Source organism: Corynebacterium glucuronolyticum DSM 44120 (genome assembly GCF_030440595.1).
GTDB lineage: Bacteria > Actinomycetota > Actinomycetes > Mycobacteriales > Mycobacteriaceae > Corynebacterium > Corynebacterium glucuronolyticum.
Genome location: NZ_CP047452.1, coordinates 496,649 through 520,733, shown reverse-complemented (window position 1 = coordinate 520,733; position 24,085 = coordinate 496,649). Strand labels below are relative to the sequence as shown.

The following is a 24,085-nucleotide window of genomic DNA, read 5'->3' as shown; positions in this document are numbered from 1 at the left end:
GGATCTACCGTGCACCCCGCCTTGCTGCAGAAGCGTGTAATTTAGATGGGACCGTTCGGGTAACCGTAGGTCTTGTCACCAAAGGCGTACACGCGATCGCCGATGTTCAGGTTCTCGAAGAACGCCTTCGCATCACCGTAATTGAGGTGGACGCAGCCGTGCGAAAGGATGTAGGGGGAGCCTGCGTGGAACGCAATGCCGTTGTACGTGAAGTAGACGGCGTAAGGCATCGAGGCGTTACCGAATTCGCGGGACACCTCGTCCTTGATCTTGCGGTTCACCGTCATCATGCCCTGCGGGGTGTCGTGGCCATCGGCACCCGCTGATGCCGGAACCGGGCCATATGTGATGCGACCGTTCTCCTGCAACCATGCACGGTTGCCCTCGATATCGATGCAGGCCTTGGCTGCAGGCGGGCATACGCCCTCGGGAATGTTGAGGAACTCGCGCCGGGCTGCCTCGGAACGCTCAGCTTCAATGCGAGCTTGCTCCGCTGCGACGCGCTCTGCCTCTGCACGTGCAGCTGCCTCTTCGGCAGCTCGCTTCTCAGCCAGCTTCTGCTCAACGAGCCCTGGGAACAGGAGGTTCACGCCACCATCAATCAGGGTCTTGACGTTCTGGTTGTGGGGTGCAGGCAAAACAGCATTTGCCTGGTTGACCAGGTTGTTGCGTGTCTGCCAGGCGTTATTGCGGATGTCCTTGTTCAGCTGGTCGATGCCTGCGGCGATGTTGGACGATCCAAGATCCTGCGCGGATGCAGCTGCCGGTTGCGTGAGCAGCGCGCTCGCTGTCGCTGCAGCTGCAAGTGCAGCCGTGGAGCGGCGCGGTGCTGCGCTCTTCAAACGATGCTTCCCAGTCATAGGTCGCATTATAGGTTGAGATGTCACTTTCCCTAAACCAGAACCAGCAATTCTGCAGTTATCAGGCAAACCCGAGGAGCAGAACCGCTGGTCATAGCTGAAATTTTTCGTTACTGAATTTTTGATTAATTTTTCCGAGGGGTGAGGATTCGAGGGCCATCGGCCGTAGCGGCAACGGTGTGCTCCCAGTGAGCCGCCCAGGAACCGTCGATGGAAGCCACCGTCCAGTCGTCGTCAAAGACAACAGAGTCGACCGACCCCAGCGTCAGCATCGGCTCGATGGCCAGCACAGAACCCTCCTGGATGAGCGGACCACGACCTGCGCGGCCCTCATTAGCCAGGTACGGATCCTCGTGCATTTCGTGCCCGATACCGTGACCACCATAGCCGTCGACAATGCCGAAGTTGTAGCCCCACTTCTTCTCCGCCGCACGGGTTGCCATCTCAAGCGCGTGGGATACGTCGGTAAGCCGATTCCCCGGAACCATGGCCTGCATGCCCTCCATGAGCACCCACTCAGTGGCCTCGTTGAGCGCCTTCGCGTCGGCAGCGACCGTACCCACCTCGACGGTGAGAGCGGAATCACCCACCCACCCCTTGTACGTGGCACCGCAATCGATGGAGATCAGGTCGCCATCTTTCAGCACCGTCTCCTCGTCCGGAATGCCGTGAACGATGATGTCATTCACCGACGCGCAGATGGAACCGGGGAAACCGGCGTAGCCCTTGAACGTCGGTGTCGCACCAGCTGCGCGGATCGTTTTCTCCGCGATGACATCAAGCTCGAGCGTGGACACACCCGGCTTTGCAGCCTCCTGGCACGCAATCAGTGCCTCGCCGACGATCTCGCCGGCAGCCTGCATCGCATCTAACTCCTGCGGCGTCCTCGCAACGATCTTCTTGTTCCGCCTAAAACCCACAGCGTCCTCCTTCTACCTTTACTGTCCACCAATCGTACTACCCGTTAGAATCGACCCATGCTCATCGTCCTTCCGCCTAGCGAAACAAAAGAACCCGGCGGGGAAAACGACCCCATGGATGTGTCCTTTCCTGCCCTCGACCCGATCCGGGGTCGCCTCATGGATGAGTTCGCCTCCATCCCCGCAGAGGAGCAGCTGGCGTTCCTGAAAATCAGCCCCCGACTCATTGCTCAGGCGGAGGCCAACCTCACACTCCGGGAGGCGCCCACCCTCGCCTCCATCTACCGCTACACGGGCGTGCTTTTCGACGCCCTGGATGCCGGCACCCTCCTCGACCCCGCCCTCGACCGCATCCTCATCGGCTCCGCCCTCTTCGGCGTCACCCGCGCCACAGATGCGATCCCTGCCTACCGACTGTCCGGCAACACGACACTGCCTGGGAAGAAAACCGTCAGATCTTTCTGGGGCACAGCCCTTACAGAGGTCCTCAACGAGCTCCCCCATTTCATCGTCGACATGCGCTCCGGTGCGTACCGCTCGCTCGGTCCGGTGAAGGATCCGGCGGTTGGCGTATGCACCGTCCGCGTGGAAACGGAGCAACCCGATGGGACGCGGAAGGTCGTCAGCCACTTCAACAAGCACTACAAAGGCGAACTCGCCCGTTGTCTCGCCACCTCCGCCGAAGACGCACATGACATCGACGGCGTTGCCGAGATCGCAGCCTCTGCCGGTTTCCGCGTGGAGACCTCCCCCACCCAGCTGACGCTCATCACGTCCTAGCCGGTCTTGAGGGCCCGGGTGTCCCCCTCCTCTCCCACCTTGTCCCTTCCAAATGTGGCTCAGCCGACGCCGATGACCGAAAGGCGGGCGGCAGATGGGCCACGTTAGGGCGCGCTGAGGATGCGCTTGCCTGCATATGCCAACAATTGCCTGCGCACCGATACCGAATGCGGCCCAGGCTAGGCAGAAACCCGACTACCAACCCACCCGCCGGGCCACCTTAGGACTCCCCGCCCCGAATGCGGCCTGGCCGATACCAATACGCGGGAGCCAAAAGGAACACGGGCCGCCTTGCGTACTCGTTCAGAACGAATGAAAGCGCCTCCCCAGTTTCAAACCGGGGAGGCGCTTCCTGACTATGTAATTGGAAGGGCTACTTGCCCAGTGCCTTCATGGCACGCTCGTTGATCTCCTCAACGCTGCCTTCGGCATCGACGGGGAGGAGCTTGTCGCCGTAGAAGTCTGCTACGGGCTGGGTCTCCTCGTGGTAGACCTTGAGACGGTTGCGGATGGTGGCCTCGTTGTCGTCGTCACGGCCACGTGCGAGCATGCGCTCAACCACGACATCGTCGGAAACCTCGAAGCTCAAAACAGCGTCGATCTCTTCACCATTCTCAGCGAGGTGATCGCGAAGAAGCTCAGCCTGCTCAACAGTGCGGGGGAAGCCGTCCAGGAGGTAGCCGTCCTTGGCGTCCTCGTGGGAGAGACGATCCCACAGCATGCGGGCGGTCACGTCCGTGGGAACGAGGTTGCCGGCATCCATGTAGCTCTTAGCTTCCTTGCCCAACTCGGTTCCCTCACCGATGTTGGCGCGGAACAGGTCGCCGGTGGAAATATGCGGGATTCCCAGCTTGTCCTTCAGCAGGGCTGCTTGCGTGCCTTTGCCGGCACCGGGAGGTCCAAGGAGAACTATTTTCATTTGAGAATTCCTTCGTAGTTGCTTTGCAGTAGCTGGGACTCAATCTGCTTCACGGTAGTCAGAGCCACGGAAACAAGAATGAGGAGTGCGGTGCCGCCGAACGGGGTGCTGCCCGCGTTCAGGTTGCCGACACCTAGATCAAGCATAATGTTCGGCAAAATGGCGATGATACCGAGGTACAGCGAACCGACGAAGAGCAGGCGGTTCATGACGAAACCAAGGTACTCGGCAGTAGGGCGGCCGGGGCGGATACCCGGGATGAAGCCACCGTACTTCTTCATGTTCTCAGCCTGATCATACGGATCGTACTGGACCGACACGTAGAAATAGCTGAAGAAGATGATGAGGACGAAGTACAACACGATGTACTGCCAAGAGCTCGGAGCGTGCAGGTAGGCAATCACGTTGCGCATCCACCAGTTGTCCGGCGGGGTCGGCGAACCGGAGTTCACAATCTGCGTAATCAGCACGGGAACGTAGATGAGTGAGGAAGCGAAGATGACCGGGATAACGCCACCTTGGTTTACCTTCAGAGGCAGGTAGGTGGAGGTACCACCGTACTGACGACGGCCGATCATGCGCTTTGCGTACTGCACCGGGATACGACGCTGGCCTTGCTCAATGAAGACCACACCAACCACCAGGATGATCACAGCGACCATGACGGTGGAGAAAACTACCGGGCCGGAGCTCTGGAAAATGTTGGCACCATCGCGCGGGAGACGCGTTGCAATACCCGCGAAAATAAGGAGAGACATGCCGTTTCCGATGCCCTTCTCGGTGATGAGCTCACCCATCCACATAACGAGAACGGCACCAGCAGTCATACAAACAACGAGAATGATGAGGTCCCAAATGTTGTGGCCTTCGCGGAGGACGCGCACCTGGGGTCCAAGCAGCTGGCCACGCGCGGCAAGAGCCACGATGCCCGACGACTGCAGGAGAGCGAGCGCCACGGTGAGGTAGCGGGTGTACTGCGTCATCTTTGTCTGACCCGACTGCCCCTCCTTCTTCAGCTCCTCGAACTTCGGAATAACGACAGTGAGCAACTGCACGATAATCGACGCCGTAATGTACGGCATAATGCCGATAGCGAAGACCGAAAGCTTCAGCAATGCACCGCCAGAGAACAAGTTGATCATCGAGTAAACATCGGACTGTCCCTCCGTAAGCTCATTCAACTTGCCCGCAATGGACACATAATCCACGCCTGGCGACGGGATCTGAGCGCCCACGCGGTAAAGAATAATCATCACCAGCGTGAAAAGGAGCTTCTTGCGAAGATCAGGGTCCTTAAATGCCTGAAGGATGGCAGACAAACTAATTTCCTCCTACCCTCCCCGACCACCACGAAGGCGGACAAAGGGGGATGTTTATTACATAGTCGACTTTGCAACGATACCAGTTCGCAGATTTGTTGTCGATGTCGACCCCCACAAAACGTATTTCCGCGGGCACGAGCACCAATATTAGTAGCTCGAAAGCACGTTTAGATATCTAAGGTGTAAAAAAGCCCCCGCACAATGGCGGGGGCACCGCTGTATAGCACAGCGCGCGTCTGCAATGGCAGACAACGTTCCGCGTCAGGCGGAACGAGAAGGGAGGATTAGTTCTCTTCCTTCAGGCTACGGCCAGTCTTGTCGGCCTTGGCAAAGTAGACCTCGGTGACGGAGCCACCGGCAGCCTCGATCTTTTCCTTAGCGGACTTGGAGAACTTGTTAGCCGTGATGTCGAACTTGACGCTGAGGTCACCGTCGCCAAGGACCTTGACGGGACGACGCTTCTTAACGATGCGACGATCCTGCAGATCCTTGATGGTAATGGTGCCACCCTGCGGGAAGTACTTCTCCAGGTCTGCGACGTTAACTACCTCGTAGACAACCTGGTTGTACTTCTTGAAGCCCTTGAGCTTAGGCAGGCGCATGTGAATCGGCATCTGGCCACCCTCGAAGCCGGCGCGCACGTTCTTACGTGCACCCGTGCCCTTGGTACCGCGGCCAGCGGTCTTACCCTTCGAACCTTCACCGCGACCAACGCGGGTCTTAGCCTTGTTGGAGCCCGGTGCAGGGCGAAGGTCGTGGAGCTTGATTACGTCTTCGCTCATTTTTTACCTACTCCCCTGCTACTTCCTCGACCTCAACCATGTGGTCCACAACGCGGATCATACCGCGAACAGAAGCGTCATCCGGGCGGACGACGGACTGGTGGATCTTACGCAGGCCGAGAGCTTGCAGCGTATCTTTTTGCTTCTGCTTGGCGCCGACGACGCCCTTCTTCATTGTGATCTTCAGAGCCATGGGTTACTTAACCTCCTGACCAGAGCGTGCACGAAGAATGTGCGGCGGGGCAACCTCGTCGAGGGACTTGCCACGGCGTGCGGCAACTTCCTCGGGGCGAGCCAGAGACTTCAGGCCCGCAACGGTTGCGTGGACAACGTTAATGGCGTTGTCGGAACCGAGAGACTTGGAGAGGATGTCCTGAACACCAGCGCACTCCAGCACCGGACGAGCAGCGCCACCGGCGATCACACCGGTACCTTCGGAAGCCGGGCGAAGCATAACCTTGCCTGCGGCTGCGCGGCCCTCAACACGGTGAGGAATGGTGCCACCGACCAGCGGGACGCGGAAGAAGTTCTTGCGAGCCTCTTCAGCACCCTTCTGGATTGCGGCGGGGACTTCCTTAGCCTTGCCGTAGCCAACGCCAACCATGCCCTTGCCATCGCCAACCACAACGAGTGCGGTGAAGCTGAAGCGGCGGCCACCCTTGACCACCTTGGACACGCGGTTGATGGTAACTACGCGCTCGATGTACTGATTACGCTCGTCCTGAGCGTTCTTGTCCTTGCGGTTGTCGCGGCGATTACCGCGACGCTGGTTGCGGTCGTTCTTGCGGTTGTCGTCATCGCGACGTTCACGTCCCGGCATTACGCTTCCTTTCCTTCGGTCTTAGTAAACATTAGAATTCCAGACCACCTTCACGCGCGGCATCTGCCAGCGCAGCGACGCGGCCGTGGTACTTGTAGCCACCGCGGTCGAAGACGACCTTGGTGATTCCAGCCTTCTTGGCGCGCTCTGCGATGAGCTGACCAACCTTAGCAGCACGTGCCTTCTTGTCACCCTCGGTTGCGCGTACATCCGCCTCGATGGAGGATGCAGCAGCGAGCGTGTGACCGGCCAGATCGTCGATGATCTGGACGTGCACGTGGCGGGAGGAACGGTGGACGACAAGCCGCGGGACCTCGGCGGTGCCACGGAGATTCTTGCGGATGCGGAAGTGCCTCTGAGCGCGAGCCGCCCGACGACGGGTGGACACGTCCTTGCCCACAGGCAGACGCTTCTGATTGTTCTCGTTGCTCATTACTTACCCGTCTTTCCGACCTTGCGGCGAATCTGCTCACCTGCGTAGCGGATGCCCTTACCCTTGTAAGGATCGTCCTTGCGCAGACGACGAATGTTAGCCGCGATCTGGCCTACCTTCTGCTTATCGATGCCTTCGATGGAGAACTTGGTCTGGCCATCGGTTGCGAACGTGATGCCTTCCGGAGCCTCGATGAGGACGGGGTGGGAGTAGCCCAGGGAGAACTCCAGGTTGGAGCCCTTCTGCAGGACACGGTAGCCCACGCCGTAGATCTCCATGTTGATCTTGTAGCCCTCGGTCACACCAACAACCATGTTGTTGATGAGGGAGCGGGACAGACCGTGGAGAGCGCGGTTCTTGCGGTTCTCGTCGGGGCGGGTGACGACGATCTTATCGTCCTCGACCTTGGCGGAAATCGGCTCGGGGATGTTGATCTCGAGCGTGCCCTTCGGGCCCTTTACAGAGATGTGCTGACCATCAATGGTGGTCTCGACGCCCTTCGGCAGGGCGACTGGGTTCTTACCTACACGTGACATTTAAGTCTTCAGCCTCCTTCTACCAGACGTAAGCGAGGACTTCCCCGCCTACGCCCTTCTCGTGAGCCTGACGGTCGGTGAGCAGACCCTGGGACGTGGAGATGATGGCCACGCCCAGGCCGCCGAGGACCTGCGGCAGGTTATCGGACTTTGCGTAAACGCGGAGACCAGGCTTGGAGACGCGCTTAACACCTTCGATGGAACGCTGACGGTTCTGGCCGTACTTGAGATCAAGCGTCAGAGTCTTGCCAACGCGAGCATCCTCGACCTTGAAGTCAGAGATGTAGCCTTCCTGCTTCAAGATGGTCGCAATGTTCACCTTGATCTTGGAAGACGGCATAGACACGGTCTCGTGGTAAGCGTGGTTAGCGTTACGCACGCGAGACAGCATGTCAGCAATAGGATCAGTCATAGTCATGAGTGATCGACATACCTTTCTCGTTGCGGTTCCCATTACACCCGGTTTCCCAGGCTTTTCGACGATTAAACGTCACCACCCAGCGTTATCACAGCGCCTCGACGGCCACTAGCCGCTTGACTAATTCAATAACCAGAAAGCTCGCTGCCGTATAAAAAACTGTGGACGCTTCTGCACACCGGTGAAGTGCACATAGGCGGAGGGCCTACAACAAAGTTGATTCTTCGTTTTACCAAAGCTCACTCGCTCCTCTGCATGCCGTAAAAACTGCGCACAAAATCAGCGGGCGAGCCCTGGGAGCCAAGGGTACACGCAGTACTACTAAAACCCAAATCTCGTCTTCCAGGCCCGTTAGCCAGCGAAAAGCCTCTAGCGCCACAGACCGATAACGGCCCGAATTTCTCACCCCACTCATACCTTCTGCTCCCTCGGGCCACGTTCGGATCGCCCCCGCACCCAACACGGCCCAGCGCCTCACCAGCACTCGCTTCTCTCCCACTCCTCGGGCCACGTTCGGATCGCTCCCGCACCCAACACGGCCCAGCGCCTCACCAGCACTCGCTTCTCTCCCCTTCCTTGGGCTACATTCGGATCGCTCCCGCACCCAACAGGGCCCAGCGCCTCACCAGCACCCACTTCTCTCCCACTCCTCGGGCCACGTTCGGATCGCCCCCGCACCCAACACGGCCCAGCGCCTCACCAGCACTCGCTTCTCTCCCACTCCTCGGGCCACGTTCGGATCGCCCCCGCACCCAACACGGCCCAACCGCTCCCAACACTCAAGATCAGTCATCCCAACGGGCCGCACTCCGCACCGCTATCCTCCCCGGCACGCCCCAAACGCGGCCCAAGAGGTGAAAAGGCCGGATCGCCCGCTACGGTCGGGCCGCAAAGGCGTGCGTCACTACGTCGGGGAGGTGAGGGCAGGATTCGGTTTACACTGTTATCTACGCGTATACCTACTTGCACGCGTGTATCTATTTACACGTGTATACCTACTTACACGTGTAGACGGGCGAGCAGGTGCGCGTCGACAAGCAAAAAGAAAGGACGAACCATGGGTGACTTTGAACAATGGCTGCGCGACGCGGCGAAGGAACTGGACGTTGACTACGAAATCCTCCAGCCGCGCATCAACGACCTCCTGGATCTTACCAAGCACGTGGCGCACGGACCGTCACGGCCAGCGGCCCCTCTGACGGCATTCCTCGTCGGCGTATCTGCGGGGCAGGTCGGGGCGGGTGCGGACGCGAAGGTCTCCGCCGACCGCGCACTCGAATCGATCAAGGCGCTGGTCAAGATCATCGAGGAAAAGTACCCCGCAGACGAAGGCGAAGCCTAAGACCCCCAGTGGGTGACCAAAACCGCTGGTCACCCACAGATGCATATTATAAGTCCGTCTTTTTTGCCTATACCTATACAATGGTGGCATGACTAAGACCGTGGACAATAAACGCGAGCAGCCTCGCAAGCAGAATCGCTTTGATAATCCGAAGATTGAGCGCCCACACCGTCTAGCCGCAGGCATCCCGGGCGTGATGACGGCAATGAAGTTCGCCATCCCCGAGAACGCCCTCTTGCCGCTACTCACAATGAACCAGCCCGGCGGCATTGACTGCCCCGGGTGCGCGTGGCCTGAGCCTCCGATGGGCGACCGCAACATCGTCGAGTTCTATGAGAACGGTGCCAAGGCCGTCGCGGAGGAGACCACACGTCGCCGCGTCGACCCCGAGTTTTTCGAACGTTACTCCGTTACTGATCTGAGGCAGAAGACCGACTACTGGCTCGGCCGACAGGGACGTATCACCACGCCGATGATGTACGACGGCACCGATGATTACTACCACCCGGTGAGCTGGGACACGGCCTTCAACACCATCGTCGATTACCTCAAGACGCTAGACGATCCGAACAAGGCCATTTTCTACACCTCCGGACGCACGGCCAACGAGCCGGCCTACATGTTCCAGCTTTTGGCACGCCGCTTCGGCACTAATAACCTGCCGGACTGCGCCAACATGTGCCACGATTCCACGGGTAAGGCCCTCGCCCCCACGGTTGGCCTGGGTAAAGGCAGTGTGACCTACGCCGACTTCAAGGTCACCGACATGCTTATTTCCGTCGGTCAGAACCCCGGCACGAACCATCCGCGTATGCTTACCGTCCTCAAGGAGATCAAGGACAACGGTGGCAAGATCGTCACGATCAACCCACTGAACGAGACGTACACCAACAGTTTCCAGGAGCCGCAGAACCCCGAGCACGTCCTCGGTGGTCGCACCGACATTTCTGATCGCTTCCTGCAGATCAAGTCCGCAGGTGACCATGCGTTCTTCCTCGCACTGAACCGCGAGCTTATCCGCCGCGATGCGATCGACCACGAGTTCCTCGACAAGTACTGCGTGGGCGCCGACGAGGCGATCGCCAGCATCATGAGCCTCGACGACAAGGATTACCTCGAAGCCACTGGCCTGACCATGCACGACGTGCAGGAGGTCGCCGATATGGTCGAGCAGGCAAAATCCGTCATCGTCAGCTGGACGCTGGGAGTCACCCAGCACAAGAATTCCATCGAAACAATCCAGGAAATCGCCAACTTCCTGCTGCTCACCGGCAACATTGGCAAGCCCGGCGCGGGCACCGCCCCGTTGCGTGGCCACTCCAACGTGCAGGGCGATCGCACGGTGGGCATTGCCGAGGAGATGCCCGAGTCCTTCTACGCCGCGTTGGAGAAGGAGTTCGGGTTCACGTGTCCGCGTGAGCCGGGCTGGTCGACGGTGGATGCCCTCCGTGGCATGCGCGACGGTAAAGCTTCGTTCTTCTGGCAGCTCGGTGGCAACTTTGTCCGCGTCACGAGCGACACCAACGCCTCTGAGCACGCCATGGACTCCATGGACATGACAGTGTCCGTTTCCACCAAGTTGAACAACACGCACGCGCACCCGGGCAAGGTATCCATCATCCTGCCGGCAAAGGCGCGCACCGATCTTGATGAGCAGCTCTCCGGCCGCCAGGTGGTGACTGTGGAGGATTCCCAGGGTGCGGTTCACGCTTCTGGTGGCAAGTCCCGCCACAACGAGGACCTCGACCTGCGCTCCGAGGTGGAGATGATCGGCGAGATCGGCGACCGTCTCTTCCCTGAGGACAAGTACTGGCGCCCGATGATCGACGATTACTCGGTGGTGCGCAACCATATCGAGGCGACGATCCCCGGCTTTGACGATTACAACGAGCGGATCAAGCACCCCGGCGGGTTCCTTCTACCCAACGGCCCCCGTGAGCGCAAGTTCACCACGGCGGACGGCAAGGCGCACCTTACGGTGAACAAGCTGGAGGTTCTGCATGTCCCGGAGGGCTACTTCACACTCAATACGATTCGCTCCCACGACCAGTACAACTCCACCATTTACGGTCTCAACGATCGCTACCGTGGCATTAAGAACGGCCGGCGCGTCGTGTTCGTCAACCCGCAGGACTGCTACAAGCAGGGTCTCAAGGGTGGCGACCTCGTCGATATCGTTTCCGTCGCGCCCGACGGTGAGCGCCGCGCCCCGAACTTCCGCGTGGTGGAGTACGACACGGCCATGGGCTGCGTGGCAGCGTACATGCCGGAGGCGAACGTTCTGATTCCGCTGGATAGCTTTGTGGAGAAGTCGCACACGCCGATTTCCAAGTCCACCCTCGTCCGGCTTGAGCCGCTCGGCGTGTCCGCTCACGATTTTGACCAGGACGCTGATTAAGCCTTCATGGGTCGAATCACCACCGGTTTTCCTGTCACCCAGGTAGAGATCCACGACGACGGAACCTACGGCACGGATACTCGTGCCGATACCGTCATCGTGGAGGAGCCCCTGGAGATCCGTGTCAACGGGACGTCGCTGACAACGACGATGCGCACGCCCGGCCACGATATCGAGTTGGCGCACGGGTTCTTGTTCTCCGAGGGCCTCATCGCGAGCAAGGAGGAAATTTCCACAGCCCGCTATTGCGCGGGCACTACCCCCGACGGCGTGAACACGTACAACGTGCTCGACGTGGACATGCCCAACGGTCTACTAGAGGTGGCAGCAGGCACTGCAGACGACGCTGCACGGCCGATCACCCTCGGCAAGGACATCCCCACCGTCGACGCGCTAAGAAGACGCACACTGACTACCTCCGCGTGTGGCGTGTGCGGCACGGCTTCAATTGAGCAGCTGACCAAGCGGTTACCGTTTGCTTTCACGCCGCAGGCATTTAACCCAGCGGTCCTTGTAAAGCTTCCCGCCGTGGCAAGGAAGCAGCAGGTGGCGTTCCGCAAGACGGGCGGCTCGCACGCCGCGTCGCTCTTCCTGCCAAACACAAACGGTGGCTTTGACCTCCACGTCTTGCGCGAGGATGTCGGACGACACAACGCCCTGGACAAGGTGATCGGCTCCTTACTTTTGGGGGACGCACTCCCGGCTCGCGACGCGCTCATCGTCATGTCTTCGCGCGCCTCGTTTGAGCTCGTCCAAAAGGCCCTCATGGCGGGCATCCCCGGTCTCGTCGCCGTCGGTGCCCCCACCTCCCTCGCCGTCGAGCTCGCCCGTTCGGAAGGCTTCTTCCTCGCCGGCTTTGCCAAGCCCGACCGCCTCAACGTGTACTCCGGGGAGCTCGCCACGGGCGCATAAACACCCAAATACACAACCTCCCGGCCAGGCCACAAGTCTCTGACCAGCACCCCGCCCCGAAACACACCCCGTGCTCAAAGATACGGCGCGCACGGGAAAGGGGCGGGGCTATTCGTCCTCCATCTCCCCACGTTGAACCCCACAATCAAGTCACACTGTCCCACCCACAACTTCCGCGCTCTTCTCCTCTTTCTTTACACGAACTTTCAGGCGTTTGACAGGCTTCCCCCCCCCTGCTACGTTTATAACAGGTTCTACACAGCTCATTAAGAGCATCCACCTAGAAAGGGACTTTCTATGTCGACCCTGAAGAAGAGTGCCATCGCCACCATCACCGCAACAGCACTTGCCACCGGCATCTGCACACCCGCCGCCAACGCCGCCGCAGTTAAGGTCAACGGGGATACGTGCGTGCTTACTTTCACCGACTACGAACAGCAGATTCAGAATAGTAAAACGCTGAACACGACTCGCCAAGAAGCACGAGACTCGGTCACAGATATAGAGCTCACCTTGGAGACTCAGCTCAAAGACTACGATCAGGCGTACGCGCGTCACGAGATCTCGGAAGCAGAGTACAAAAAGGCGACGAAGGAGATCAAGGAAATCCACAAAGCCTACAGGACCACGCTCCCCGCTCTGCGAGCCTGCGCTGCCGGCAAGGACATGCCCGCGAGCTCTGCTGAGTTCGAGGCGTTCATGAGTGCTCCTAACGGCAAGGAGCTTTCAGACGCAGGCATCGGCATCGTTGCCGCAAGCGCCGTGGTCGTGGTGCTCGCAGGTCTGGTTGCAGCACTGCCTCAGATCAAGCCCATGCTCCCCGCCAACATCCAGGCCATGCTCCCCTAGGTAAGGCCACGCGGGTGCCTATGCTCGCACAATGTGATCTCAAACGGCGATCCCAATGCACGCAACGGGTCGCCGTTTTTGCTACCACTAGGCTCCCGCTACCGCGTCCACGTCGGCCGACGCGAACCTGATACCACCGCATTTCACCGCACAGCTTCGCGCCACCTGGCCTTCACGCCTCCACCGCCCATCCCACCACTGCCTTTTACCCCACCAAAGCCTCACGCCGCCTTGAGGGTTCGCGCCTGCCCCTTTGTCCCGTCTGTTTTTCTTCACCTGAGTTAACGGGCGCTGACGCGAGCTTTATGGTGTCCACCCTATGCGCGCCTATGCGTGCATGCCCGGTGGTGTCGTCGTCGCTTTGTCGATTACGGGCTGACGATTCTTCGCGTTTTGGCGTATGGAGAGAGTCCCCCGAGCCGGACATCACCGCGTCTTGCATGAGAGACTAACTACCCCCACGGGTGGTTTTTTTTTGATGAGCGTGACAGGGGTGGCCGGGGCAGCGTTCAGGATATGACCAGCTAAAGGTTACTTAACCAAAGTCGTTTTTGTATAGTATGCCTTAATTCTCATTCTATTCACTTGTTCAACAATTCCCCTCAAAAGTCACTGTGACTTACGATTGTGACAACACCCACAACTGAATGGTTGGTATCTCAAACCAGACAGTGAAGACAGTGTGGTCGCCCGGATAACGGGTGGCGCAACCGAGACTAGCAAGGCAAAAACATGCTGAAATACATGCTGAAGAAGGCGGCCGGTTGGTTAGCCATGATCTTCGTAGCCGTGAACATTACGTATTTCTTGGCATCAAGCTTCCTTAACCCACGCTCAAACTACGCGGGTCGCCGCCCCCCGGTGCCGGAGGAGCGCATTGACGCCATCCTTGAGCCACTCAACTTGAACGATAAGGTCCCTATCACCGAGAGGTGGTGGAATTGGCTTTCGGGGATTCTCCTCCACTGGAACTGGGGCTCAAGCCCGCTGGGAGACTCCATCAACGAGCAGATCTCCTACCGCATCTGGGTCTCCGCCCGGCTACTCCTCTTGGCCACGTTCCTTTCTGTTGTCATCGGTATCGCGCTCGGCGTCTTCACCGCCTCCCGCAAGGATAAGCTTGCAGACCGTGGTTGGATGGTCGTCTCACTCATCACCCTCAACACCCACGTGGTTGTTGCCTCGGTGCTCGTTGTCTGGATCGCCATCTCCATCAACCGCGCTGCGGGACACCCTGTGTTCTACGTCACCGGCGCTTCATCCATCGGCGTCGAAGGCTTTTTCAATCAGCTTGTCGACGGCTTCCAGCACCTCATCCTGCCCACCATCTGTCTGCTCATCATTTCCTACGCCAGTTACCACCTCATGCAACGCAACATGCTGCTGGATAACATCGACGCAGACTACGTCCGCACCGCGCGTGCCAAGGGACTCACCAAGGCACAGGCCGTGAGGCGCCACGCACTGCGCACGTCCATCATCCCCGTGGCCACCTCAGTCGCGTTTTCCATCCCCGGCATCTTCACCGGTGCCATCATGACGGAGACGATCTTCGGCTGGAACGGCATGGGCAGCTACTTCCTGGAAACCATCCAAAAAAATGACATACACGGCGCCGTCGGCGTGGCCGCGTTCGGCGCGTTCATGACAGCTATCGGCGCAGTGTTGTCCGACCTGTTCGTTGTCTTCCTTGATCCGCGAGTGAGGGTGAGCTAAATGTCTGAAAGAAAGCCCGAATACATTAAAAAGGGCCCTCAGCCCCCGCTGCCACCGGCTTCGGCGCTCAACAACCCAACCGGTGATTTCAGCCCACACTCTGACCCCACCAACCAGGCCGGCGTCACGGCCATCGTGGAAGATGAGATGGACGATATCAGGCGCGTAGAGGCCCAGCAGAACCCCAACGCACCCGTCGCGGATCATTCCGTGGCGCGCCCGATGAAAAAATCCACGCTGTACTACAGGCGTTTCATGCGCAACAAACCAGCCGTGGTCGGCCTTATTGTTCTGCTCATTCTTCTTCTATTCGCGGTATTTGGCAGGTTCCTTACCCCGTGGTCCTACGATGACCCGGACTTCATGTCGCTGGCCGTACCGCCAGGTGGTGAGCATTACTTTGGCACCACCTCCGCCGGAAACGACCTTTTTGCCATGGCCGTTCACGGTCTAGGCAGGTCAATGATCATCGCCTCGAGCGTGTCCATCGCCACCATCGTCATCGCCGCCATCGTTGGCACCACCGCAGCCCTCCTCGGCGGCACGGCGGAGAAGATCATCCTCGCACTCATTCACTTCCTCTTGGTCATCCCCTCGTTCCTCCTCATCGGCCTCATGGTGAGCGGTTCCGGCGGTGACTGGAAGATCCTCACCATCGTCCTCATCGCCTTCGGCTGGATGTTCAGTGCGCGTGTTATTTGGTCCATGTCCATCTCGGTTCGTGAGCGCGAATTCATCGCCGCCTCCCGCTACATGGGCGTGCCCACGTGGAAGATCGTGCTTAGGCACATGATCCCCAATATCGCCTCGCTCCTGGCCATCTACCTAACCCTAGGCGTTGTTTCCGCCGTCATGAGTGAGACGGGCTTGTCCTTCCTGGGACTGGGTGTGAAAATCCCCGACGTTTCCCTCGGTACGCTCTTGGCCAACGGCGCCAAGAACGTGGAGGCCTCTCCGTGGGAATTCTTCTTCCCCGCAGCCATCCTCACCATGCTCACCGTCTCGGTGGCCTTCCTCGCCGACGGCCTCCGCGACGCCCTCGATCCCAACTCTGCTGCCGGAGGTAAGGCGTAATGAACTCACCCATCTTGCAAGTCCGAGATCTGCACGTTTCCTTCCCCTCCGAAGCAGGCCAGGTGGACGCAGTCCGTGGCGTGAATTTCGATCTCTACCCCGGGCGGACCCTGGGGATTGTGGGCGAATCAGGCTCCGGCAAATCCGTCACCTCGCTGGCCGTTATGGGTCTTCTCCCCGAGTACGCGGGTGTAACGGGCTCCGTTAAGCTCGGCGGCGAAGAGCTCCTGGGCAAAACGGACAAGGAGATGAGCACGTACCGCGGCAAGGAAATCGGCATGATCTTCCAAGACCCGCTGTCGGCCCTCACTCCTGTGTTCACCGTCGGCGATCAGATTGTTGAGGCACTCCAAACCCACCAGTCCATTTCCAGGGACAAGGCGTGGGCACAGGCCGTTGAGCTTCTCGACGAAGTGGGCATCCCCAACCCCAAGGTCCGTGCAAAAAGCTTCCCGCACGAGTTCTCCGGCGGCATGCGCCAGCGCGTGGTTATCGCCATCGCGATTGCCAATAACCCACGCGTGCTCATCGCCGACGAGCCCACCACGGCACTCGACGTCACCATCCAGGCTCAGATCCTCGAGCTCATCAAGAAGGCACAACGCGAAACCAACGCCGCCACCATCATGATTACCCACGATCTCGGCGTGGTCGCCGGGACCGCAGATGATGTGCTGGTGATGTACGGTGGCCGCCCCGTAGAAAAGTCGGACGTACACACCGTATTCAAGAACCCACATATGCCCTACACCGTGGGCCTCTTGGGTGCCATTCCAAGCGTGGCAAGGCGAGAAAAGAAGGCTTTGACCACCATCGACGGTGCACCGCCTATCGTGGTCAACCTGCCCGATGAATGTACCTTTGCCCCGCGCTGCCCCATCGCCACCGAGGCGTGCCTGAAGAAGGAGCCAGATATCCAGGATATCGAGCCTGGCCACGCTGTCGCGTGTGTGCGTGCTGACGAGATTTCGAATGGCCACCTCAACGGCAAGGAAATTTTCCCGGCCAAGGATGCCCCCGTCAGCGCGTTCGCAGATATCCCCCGCGAGGAGCGCACGACCGTACTCGATGTCACCGATCTGACCAAGACCTTCCCGCTCATCAAGGGCGCGATGTTCAAGCGCAGGGTGGGCAGCGTTTACGCGGTCAGTGGCCTGACCTTCAACATCAAGCAGGGAGAATGCTTCGCCATCGTGGGCGAATCCGGCTGTGGCAAGACAACCACGCTGCTGGAGATCATGGACATGAAGCCCGAGGATCCCACCCGCATCGTCATCGGCGGTAAGGACGTGGGAGACATTCCGCGGCGCGAGCGAAGGCTCCTGCGAAAAGAAATTCAGATCGTCTTCCAAGACCCAATGGGAGCCCTCGACCCACGCCTCACGGTATCGGAAATTATCAAGGAGCCCCTCGACGCCCTCGGCTGGGAAGGCGACCACGATGCCCGTGTAGCAGAGCTCATGGATCTGGTGGGGCTGAACCCGGCCCACATCGACCGCTTCCCCGGCCACTTCTCTGGTGGCCAGCGCCAGCGCATATCGCTTGCCCGCGCGCTAGCTGCAGAACCCAAGCTCATTGTTTTGGATGAGCCGGTCTCCGCCCTCGATGTTTCCATTCAGGCAGGCATGCTGAACCTCCTCGATGAGCTCAAGGCCCGCCTCGGCGTGAGTTACCTCTTTGTGGCGCACGATCTCTCCGTGATCCGGCACATCTCTGACCGTGTTGCCGTCATGTACTTGGGACGCTTTGTGGAGCAGGGCGAGACCAACTCGCTGTTTGATAACCCCCAGCACCCCTATACTCAGGCGCTTTTATCGGCTATCCCCATCCCTGACCCGGACCTGGAGCGCCAACGCCAGAGGATTCTTCTCCCAGATACCCTGCCTTCCCCCACCGAGAAGGCAGAGGGCTGCGCGTTTAGAACCCGCTGCCCCCTGTATCGCGAGCTTTCTGAAGACCAACAGTCTCTTTGCGATGGTACGACGCCCTCCATGGAACAGGACGCAGGTAAGGATCACTTCTACGCCTGCCACTGGCACCGTGCGGAATAACACCATTTAAAAGACCCACCCAATATTTCTCACACCCAGGAGGATGAGGAAAAATATGAAATTACGGAAAACAGCGCGCGCTGTAGTGGCCATCGTCGCATCAAGCGCACTGATTCTCACCGGCTGTGCCTCACAACAGGGCTCAGAGGGCAGTGACAGTTCTGCCTCCGGGAAGACCAATTCCAAGGAACAAAACAAAGAAGAAATTCCCGCCGGCGATTTCAACGAAACCGCCTACGAGAACGTCAAGGACGGCGGGCAGATCATCACCGCCATCGACGAGATTTCCACGCAGCAAAACGTGTGGCACGCCGATGCTCCCACCTACACCAGGTACCTATGGACCTGGTACAACCCCGTTGTCTCGCTGTTCACCGCAGACGGCGAGTTCTCGCCTAACGACGATTACGTGACCGATGTCAAAGAGGAGATGGTGGACGGCAACACCGTCCTCACCTACACAATCAATGACAAGGCGCACTTCAACGATGGCACCCCGATTGATTGGACCACATTTGAAACGGTGTGGAAGATCAACAACGGCGAAAACGAGGCCTACTCCCCCTCCGCCACCGACGGCTACGAGCAGATCAAATCCGTAACCAAGGGTGAGACCGACAAGCAGGCCGTGGTCACCTTCGATGGCCCGTACCCGTGGTGGATGTCTTTGTTCAACTACTTTGCACACCCAGCTCTCAAAGATCCGGCCAACTACAACGATTACGTGAAGAAGCTTCACCCCGAGTGGGGCGCAGGCCCGTACACCGTTGCCTCGGCCGACTTCAACAAGGGCGAAGTAATTTTCGAGCGCAATCCCGAGTGGTGGGGTAACCCCGGCAAACTGGATCAGCGCATCTTCCGCCAGATGAACCCGGATGCCTCCATCAACGCGTTCAAGAACGGCGAAATTGATTACACCGGTGCCGGCGCGCGTGACCGCTTTGCATCCGTCAAGGACCAGCCGGGCACCGAGATGAAATACGGTCACCGTCCTTTCATCTCACTTCTGACCCTCAACGCCAAGTCCCCGGGCCTGGACGAGCTCCCGGTGCGCGAGGCGTTTGCCACCGCGCTTGATAGGCAAACCCTAGCCAAGATCTGGTTCCAGGGTCTGCCCTTCAGTGACAACCCCCCAGGATCACTCATGTTCATGACGTTCCAGCCGGACTACAAGGACCTCTACTCCGAGGTAGTTCAGTTTGACCCAGAGAAGTCCAAGCAACTCCTGGAAGACGCAGGCTGGAAGGAAGGCGCCGATGGTGTCCGCGAGAAGGACGGCAAAAAGCTAGATTTCCGCTACGTCCTCGTTGGCGTGGATGAGATCACCCGCAACACCGCCGCCGCCACGCAGAAGATGCTGAGCGACGTGGGTATCAAGATCGAGATTGTGGAGCTCCCCTCCAACAAGTGGTCCGAGATTTCCACCAACCGCGATTTCGATATCCTCCCCATGGGTATCACGGCTGGCGATGCCTACGCCGTTGCCTACTTCGGCCAATACTACAACTCTGATTCCGAGCTGAACCTGTCCTCCACCGGTGACAAGGAAGGCGATGCCAAGATCAAGGAGCTGCAGTCCCTGCCCACCCGTGAAGAGCAGATTGCACGCTCCAACGAGCTGGAGAAGGAATTCCTGGCCAAGTTCGGCCTCATCCCCGAATTCGGCGGTCCGGCTATCCAAGCTCAGAAGGAGGGACTTGCTAACGTCGGTGCCTACGGTTACGCCGTGGTCAAGCCTCAAAACATTGGCTGGAAGAAGTAAGTTTCGTTCAACAATTTAATAATTTGCAGCCGACGGACGAGCATCCGTCGGCTGTTTTTTTACACCCTTTGGACGTTTTTCATGGCAAACCCCTGAAATTGCCCTAGAAACTAGATAACGTAGTCACTATTAGTTATGCACAGTGAGTTGTAATACACCTGACAGACGTGCCTGCCAGATGCTGTGCGCCAGCTAATTCACCGTTATCAAAAATTAGTGGAACATTTTAAGTGGCCTGCACCCTCACTGTCAGAGTCGCTGTTCCTGAAAGGAGAGTCATACGCATGAAAGTGCGCCCCTTGCCCACAAAACTCGCGGCGATTCTGGCTGCTTCGGCCCTCGTGTTCACCGGTTGCGCGAGCAACAACTCCGGTTCCTCGGAAGCCAACAGCTCCTCCAAGGCCTCAAATAGCTCAGACAACCAGGCGATAGAAGTCAAGGCAGCAGACTACAATGAAACGCCTTACGATCAGGTGAAAGACGGCGGCGAGCTAGTCACACCGATCACCGAGATCTCCCCACAGCAAAACCGCAACCACGCGGATGCTCCTTTGTACACCCTCAACCTGTGGCGCTGGTACAACCCGCAGTTTGTACTCTTTGATGGCGAAGGTAACTACTCCATCAACGATGACTACCTCACCGACGTGAAGGAAGAAATCAAGGACGGCAATACCGTAGTCACCTTCACCATCCGCGACGAGGCCAAGTACAACGATGGCACCGACATGGACTGGAGGACCTTCCACGCAACGTGGAAGATCAACAACGGCGAGAGCGATGAGTTTAAGCCCAACGCCACCGACGGCTATGATCGCATCACCTCCGTCGAGCAGGGTGAGACCCCCAAGCAGGCAGTTATCACCTTCAGGGGTACCTACCCCTGGTGGCAGTCTCTGTTCAATGAGCCAGCCCACCCGGCACTCGAGGATCCGGCCAACTACAACGACTATGTGAACAAGGTTCACCCCGAGTGGGGCGCAGGCCCGTACACGGTTGACTACGTTGACTTTAACAAGGGCGAGGCCGTGTTCAAGCGCAACGATAACTGGTGGGGAGACAAGGGCAAGCTAGACCGTCGTATCTTCCGCCAGATGGAAGCAGATGCCTCCATCAACGCTTTCAAGAACGGCGAGGTGGATGTCACCTCAGTGAGTGCCCGCGACCGCTGGGCTGCCGTCGAGGGAATGGACGGCATTGAGAAGAAGATCGGCCACAAGCCGAAGATTTCGCTTCTCACCCTCAACGCCAAGTCCCCGCAGCTTTCTGATATCAAGGTCCGCGAGGGCATCGTCACCGGTATCGACCGCGAGACGCTCTCCAAGATCTGGTTCCAAGGTCTGCCCTACCAGGAGACCCCGCCCGGATCCTTCATCATCCACTCCTTCCAGCCCACGTACCAGGATAACTTCTCCAAGGTAGTAAGCTACGATCCGGAGAAGGCCAACAAGATTTTGGATGAAGCCGGCTGGGTCAAGGGTTCCGATGGAATCCGCGAAAAGGACGGCCAGAAACTCTCCTTGCGCTACGTCCTCACCGGCGCCGAGGAGATTACCAAGAATACCGCCTCTGCCTTCCAGAAGATGATGAAGGAGATTGGCGTGGACATCAAGATTGAGGAGCGCCCGTCCAGCGAGTTCTCCAACATCTACACCGCCCGCGATTTCGATCTCTTCCCCATGGGCTTCACATCCTCCGACCCGTTCGGCGTGGCCTTCTTTGACCAGACCTATGGCTCGGATTCTGACCTCAACGTCTCCTCCACAGGCGACGCTGCAGGCGACGCCAAGATCAAGGAGCTCCAGGATCTGCCCACCCGCGATGAGCAGACCGCACGCTCCAATGAGATCGAACCGGAGTTCTTGCAGCGCTTCGGCATTGTCCCGATGTACGCAGGACCTGACATGTTTGCGCAGAAGGAGGGGCTGGCTAACGTCGGCGCCTACGGATTCGCCATCGTCAAGCCTCAAAACATCGGCTGGAAGAAGTAACACTCCCCGTCTTTCCTCCTGGTAAGCCCGCGCAGCTTTCACTAGCCCGCGCGGGCTTTTCCGCGCTTTCTTGGAACCCTTGAATCGCGCTCGCTAGTACGACCCTTGAGAAAAGCAAAAAAGCGCCCTTTAAGGGCGCTTTTCTGGTTTGGAACTAGTCGCTCGGCTGCTGCTTAACGCCGTCCTTATCCTTGAACGGGAAGCCCAGGCGAAGCAGAAGATCGCGGCCTTCCTCGTTGTTGGTGGCGGTGGTGACAACAGTGATGTCCATACCGCGCGGGCGGTCGATCTTGTCAACGTCGATCTCGTAGAACATGGTCTGCTCGGTGAGACCGAAGGTGTAGTTGCCATGGCCGTCGAACTGCTGGTCGGAAAGACCGCGGAAGTCACGAATACGGGGAAGAGCAACCGTCAGGAGGCGGTCGAGGAATTCCCACATACGGTCGCCACGAAGCGTAACGCGGGCACCAATCGGCATGCCCTCACGGAGCTTGAAGTTAGCGATGGACTTGCGTGCGCGACGGAGCTCCGGCTTCTGGCCGGTGATGAGGGTCAGATCCTCGAGAGCACCGTTGATAGCCTTAGAGTCGCGAGCAGCCTCGCCGACACCCATGTTCACAACGATCTTGGTCAGACCAGGAACCTGCATCACGTTGTCGTAGTTGAACTTCTTGTTCATCTGCTCACGGATCTGGTCCTTGTAAACAGCCTTGAGACGGGGAGTGTAATTGTCAGTCATTCTTACAGATCCTTCCCGCTCTTCTTGGAAACACGAACCTTCTTGCCGTCTTCGTTGATGCGGTAACCAACGCGGGTCGGGTTGCCATCTGCATCAATGATCATGACGTTAGAGACGTGGATCGGAGCTTCCTGCGTAACAATTCCGCCGGACTCTGCGCCACGCTCAGGAGCGGAGTTGACCACGTGCTTCTTCACACGGTTAACACCCTCGACGAGGACCTTGCTGGTCTTCGGGAAAGCCTGAATGACCTTGCCCTTGGCACCCTTGTCCTTGCCAGCGATAACGAGAACGGTATCTCCCTTATGAATCTTCATAGGTTAGATCACCTCCGGTGCGAGAGAAACGATCTTCATGAACTTCTTCTCACGAAGCTCGCGAGCGACGGGTCCGAAGATACGGGTACCGCGGGGCTCGCCATCGTTCTTGATGAGTACGGCGGCGTTCTCGTCGAACTTGATGTAGGAGCCGTCAGGGCGACGGGTTTCCTTCTTAGCGCGGACGATAACTGCCTTGACAACCTCGCCGGCCTTTACGTTGCCGCCGGGGGTGGCATCCTTAACGGAGGCGACGATCGTGTCGCCGATGCCGGCAAAGCGCCTAGTGGAACCACCGAGGACACGGATGCAGAGAATTTCACGAGCACCCGTGTTGTCGGCGACCTTGAGGCGCGATTCCTGCTGAATCACGTTTAAGTCTCCTTGACCTGGAAAATTTCGTACGCCCGATTACCGACCGGAACGTACCTGGCCTGTTACCCACTAAGGCACGCTAGCGCGCACCTGTTCAGGCAACGCGAGACAATTTACCACGTCCCCTATCAAAAACCAAACCCCGTCCACATGGGACGGGGTCAGTCAGGAGAACGCCTTAGTTAAAGAAGGGAAGCTTCTTCAGGTTGATGTTCTTGCACAGCTTGTGAGCACCCTTTTCTACGTCCTTGCGCACACTCTGGGCCTTTTCTTCTGCTGCCTCAATGGCCTTTTCCCTCTTGGACTTTTTGTCGTCTTTACCCTTGAGAGCAAGTCCGAGGCCGATAGCCAGGAGGAAGGAGTCCTTAGCCAGCGGAAGGCCTTCCTGCGACGGACGGATGCCGTCGTCTTCCGTGTTTTCCGGGTTGCCGAAGTACATGGAAAGAAGGCCAGCGGCGAACGGCGTGAGAACCATGCCGGCGAGGCGATCCGGAACGAACGGGGCCAACAGCGTGGCGCCGATGCCAATCTCGGAGTATGCGATGAAATCACCGAACTTTTCGGTGGGGATTTCCTTCATCATTGGGATGCCGGTGGCGGCCATGTTCTGCAGGCCGGCAGAGGAGCTCTCGTCCATGCCCAGCTTCTGGATGCCGGAGTTAAGAATGAAGGCGCCGGGAATGACGCGAAAAGCTGCGGAGGTAAGTAGCGACATGTATGCCACCCTTTCTTCATAAGGTCTCGCATTAACTACATCTACCTTTGCCAG

Annotated in this window: 24 protein-coding genes; 10 read left to right on the top strand and 14 right to left on the bottom strand. The window is 58.6% G+C overall.

The genetic code is table 11. The features are described from left to right. Positions 1-41: 41 nt before the first annotated feature. Both CGLUCO_RS02480 and map read right to left on the bottom strand, forming a co-directional pair. Positions 42-860, bottom strand: a complete 819-nt coding sequence (locus CGLUCO_RS02480) for a L,D-transpeptidase (protein WP_005390482.1) — start codon at positions 858-860, stop codon at positions 42-44. Positions 861-985: 125 nt separating this feature from the next. Further along, positions 986-1,780 (bottom strand): type I methionyl aminopeptidase, encoded by a 795-nt coding sequence (gene map / locus CGLUCO_RS02475; RefSeq protein WP_084036625.1) that lies wholly within the window; start codon positions 1,778-1,780, stop codon positions 986-988. Between the two features lie 57 nt (positions 1,781-1,837). Here map and CGLUCO_RS02470 point away from each other — a divergent pair, with 57 nt between their 5' ends. Beyond that, positions 1,838-2,560, top strand: coding sequence for a YaaA family protein (locus CGLUCO_RS02470; protein WP_084036624.1), 723 nt, complete (start codon positions 1,838-1,840; stop codon positions 2,558-2,560). Between the two features lie 373 nt (positions 2,561-2,933). Here the strand turns inward: CGLUCO_RS02470 and CGLUCO_RS02465 are convergent, their stop codons facing one another. From CGLUCO_RS02465 to rpsH, 8 genes are all read right to left on the bottom strand, one after another. Then, positions 2,934-3,479 (bottom strand): adenylate kinase, encoded by a 546-nt coding sequence (locus CGLUCO_RS02465; RefSeq protein ID WP_005390485.1) that lies wholly within the window; start codon positions 3,477-3,479, stop codon positions 2,934-2,936. Then, complete coding sequence (gene secY / locus CGLUCO_RS02460) at positions 3,476-4,798, bottom strand: preprotein translocase subunit SecY (protein WP_084036623.1); 1,323 nt, start codon at positions 4,796-4,798, stop codon at positions 3,476-3,478. Before secY ends, CGLUCO_RS02465 begins: the two co-directional genes overlap by 4 nt. A 287-nt stretch (positions 4,799-5,085) precedes the next feature. Further along, entirely contained in the window at positions 5,086-5,583 is a 498-nt protein-coding gene (rplO, locus tag CGLUCO_RS02455) for a 50S ribosomal protein L15 (protein ID WP_084036622.1), read from the bottom strand. A 7-nt stretch (positions 5,584-5,590) separates the two neighbouring features. Beyond that, complete coding sequence (gene rpmD, locus CGLUCO_RS02450) at positions 5,591-5,776, bottom strand: 50S ribosomal protein L30 (protein ID WP_005390489.1); 186 nt, start codon at positions 5,774-5,776, stop codon at positions 5,591-5,593. A gap of 3 nt (positions 5,777-5,779) precedes the next feature. Continuing rightward, a complete protein-coding gene (rpsE, locus tag CGLUCO_RS02445) occupies positions 5,780-6,403 on the bottom strand; it encodes a 30S ribosomal protein S5 (RefSeq protein ID WP_070740351.1) in 624 nt (207 codons plus the stop codon). A gap of 31 nt (positions 6,404-6,434) precedes the next feature. Then, the gene (rplR, locus tag CGLUCO_RS02440; protein WP_005390491.1) at positions 6,435-6,836 is read right to left on the bottom strand and encodes a 50S ribosomal protein L18; all 402 of its coding nucleotides are present in this window, start codon (positions 6,834-6,836) and stop codon (positions 6,435-6,437) included. Then, on the bottom strand, positions 6,836-7,372 hold the full coding sequence (rplF, locus tag CGLUCO_RS02435; RefSeq protein ID WP_005390492.1) for a 50S ribosomal protein L6: 537 nt from the start codon (positions 7,370-7,372) through the stop codon (positions 6,836-6,838). Before rplF ends, rplR begins: the two co-directional genes overlap by 1 nt. Before the next feature lie 19 nt (positions 7,373-7,391). Continuing rightward, positions 7,392-7,790, bottom strand: coding sequence for a 30S ribosomal protein S8 (gene rpsH, locus CGLUCO_RS02430; protein WP_005390493.1), 399 nt, complete (start codon positions 7,788-7,790; stop codon positions 7,392-7,394). Positions 7,791-8,847: 1,057 nt separating this feature from the next. On the opposite strand from rpsH, the gene CGLUCO_RS02425 reads away from it, so the two are divergent. From CGLUCO_RS02425 to CGLUCO_RS02385, 9 genes are all read left to right on the top strand, one after another. Further along, complete coding sequence (locus CGLUCO_RS02425; protein WP_005390495.1) at positions 8,848-9,132, top strand: DUF6457 domain-containing protein; 285 nt, start codon at positions 8,848-8,850, stop codon at positions 9,130-9,132. Between the two features lie 88 nt (positions 9,133-9,220). Further along, on the top strand, positions 9,221-11,530 hold the full coding sequence (locus CGLUCO_RS02420) for an FdhF/YdeP family oxidoreductase (RefSeq protein ID WP_084036621.1): 2,310 nt from the start codon (positions 9,221-9,223) through the stop codon (positions 11,528-11,530). A 6-nt stretch (positions 11,531-11,536) separates the two neighbouring features. Continuing rightward, positions 11,537-12,442 carry a formate dehydrogenase accessory sulfurtransferase FdhD gene (fdhD, locus tag CGLUCO_RS02415; protein ID WP_005390500.1) on the top strand — a complete coding sequence of 302 codons (906 nt, stop codon included), beginning with the start codon at positions 11,537-11,539 and terminating at the stop codon, positions 12,440-12,442. Positions 12,443-12,739: 297 nt separating this feature from the next. Next, positions 12,740-13,291, top strand: a complete 552-nt coding sequence (locus CGLUCO_RS02410; RefSeq protein ID WP_005390502.1) for a hypothetical protein — start codon at positions 12,740-12,742, stop codon at positions 13,289-13,291. A 732-nt stretch (positions 13,292-14,023) separates the two neighbouring features. Then, positions 14,024-15,007 (top strand): ABC transporter permease, encoded by a 984-nt coding sequence (locus tag CGLUCO_RS02405; RefSeq protein ID WP_005390504.1) that lies wholly within the window; start codon positions 14,024-14,026, stop codon positions 15,005-15,007. After that, positions 15,008-16,081, top strand: coding sequence for an ABC transporter permease (locus tag CGLUCO_RS02400; RefSeq protein ID WP_005390506.1), 1,074 nt, complete (start codon positions 15,008-15,010; stop codon positions 16,079-16,081). Then, entirely contained in the window at positions 16,081-18,132 is a 2,052-nt protein-coding gene (locus tag CGLUCO_RS02395) for a dipeptide ABC transporter ATP-binding protein (protein WP_070740344.1), read from the top strand. The genes CGLUCO_RS02400 and CGLUCO_RS02395 overlap by 1 nt, the downstream gene beginning before the upstream one ends. Before the next feature lie 55 nt (positions 18,133-18,187). Further along, the gene (locus CGLUCO_RS02390; RefSeq protein ID WP_070740341.1) at positions 18,188-19,894 is read left to right on the top strand and encodes an ABC transporter family substrate-binding protein; all 1,707 of its coding nucleotides are present in this window, start codon (positions 18,188-18,190) and stop codon (positions 19,892-19,894) included. A gap of 284 nt (positions 19,895-20,178) precedes the next feature. Next, positions 20,179-21,885 (top strand): ABC transporter family substrate-binding protein, encoded by a 1,707-nt coding sequence (locus tag CGLUCO_RS02385; RefSeq protein WP_084036620.1) that lies wholly within the window; start codon positions 20,179-20,181, stop codon positions 21,883-21,885. 154 nt (positions 21,886-22,039) lie between these two features. On the opposite strand, the gene rplE is transcribed toward CGLUCO_RS02385, so the two are convergent. The 4 genes from rplE to CGLUCO_RS02365 form a co-directional block, all read right to left on the bottom strand. Further along, positions 22,040-22,624, bottom strand: a complete 585-nt coding sequence (rplE, locus tag CGLUCO_RS02380) for a 50S ribosomal protein L5 (RefSeq protein ID WP_005394838.1) — start codon at positions 22,622-22,624, stop codon at positions 22,040-22,042. A gap of 2 nt (positions 22,625-22,626) precedes the next feature. Beyond that, complete coding sequence (rplX, locus tag CGLUCO_RS02375) at positions 22,627-22,941, bottom strand: 50S ribosomal protein L24 (protein ID WP_005390515.1); 315 nt, start codon at positions 22,939-22,941, stop codon at positions 22,627-22,629. A gap of 3 nt (positions 22,942-22,944) precedes the next feature. Further along, a complete protein-coding gene (gene rplN, locus CGLUCO_RS02370; RefSeq protein WP_005390516.1) occupies positions 22,945-23,313 on the bottom strand; it encodes a 50S ribosomal protein L14 in 369 nt (122 codons plus the stop codon). 181 nt (positions 23,314-23,494) lie between these two features. Then, entirely contained in the window at positions 23,495-24,031 is a 537-nt protein-coding gene (locus CGLUCO_RS02365; RefSeq protein WP_070740336.1) for a hypothetical protein, read from the bottom strand. Between the last annotated feature and the right edge of the window lie 54 nt (positions 24,032-24,085).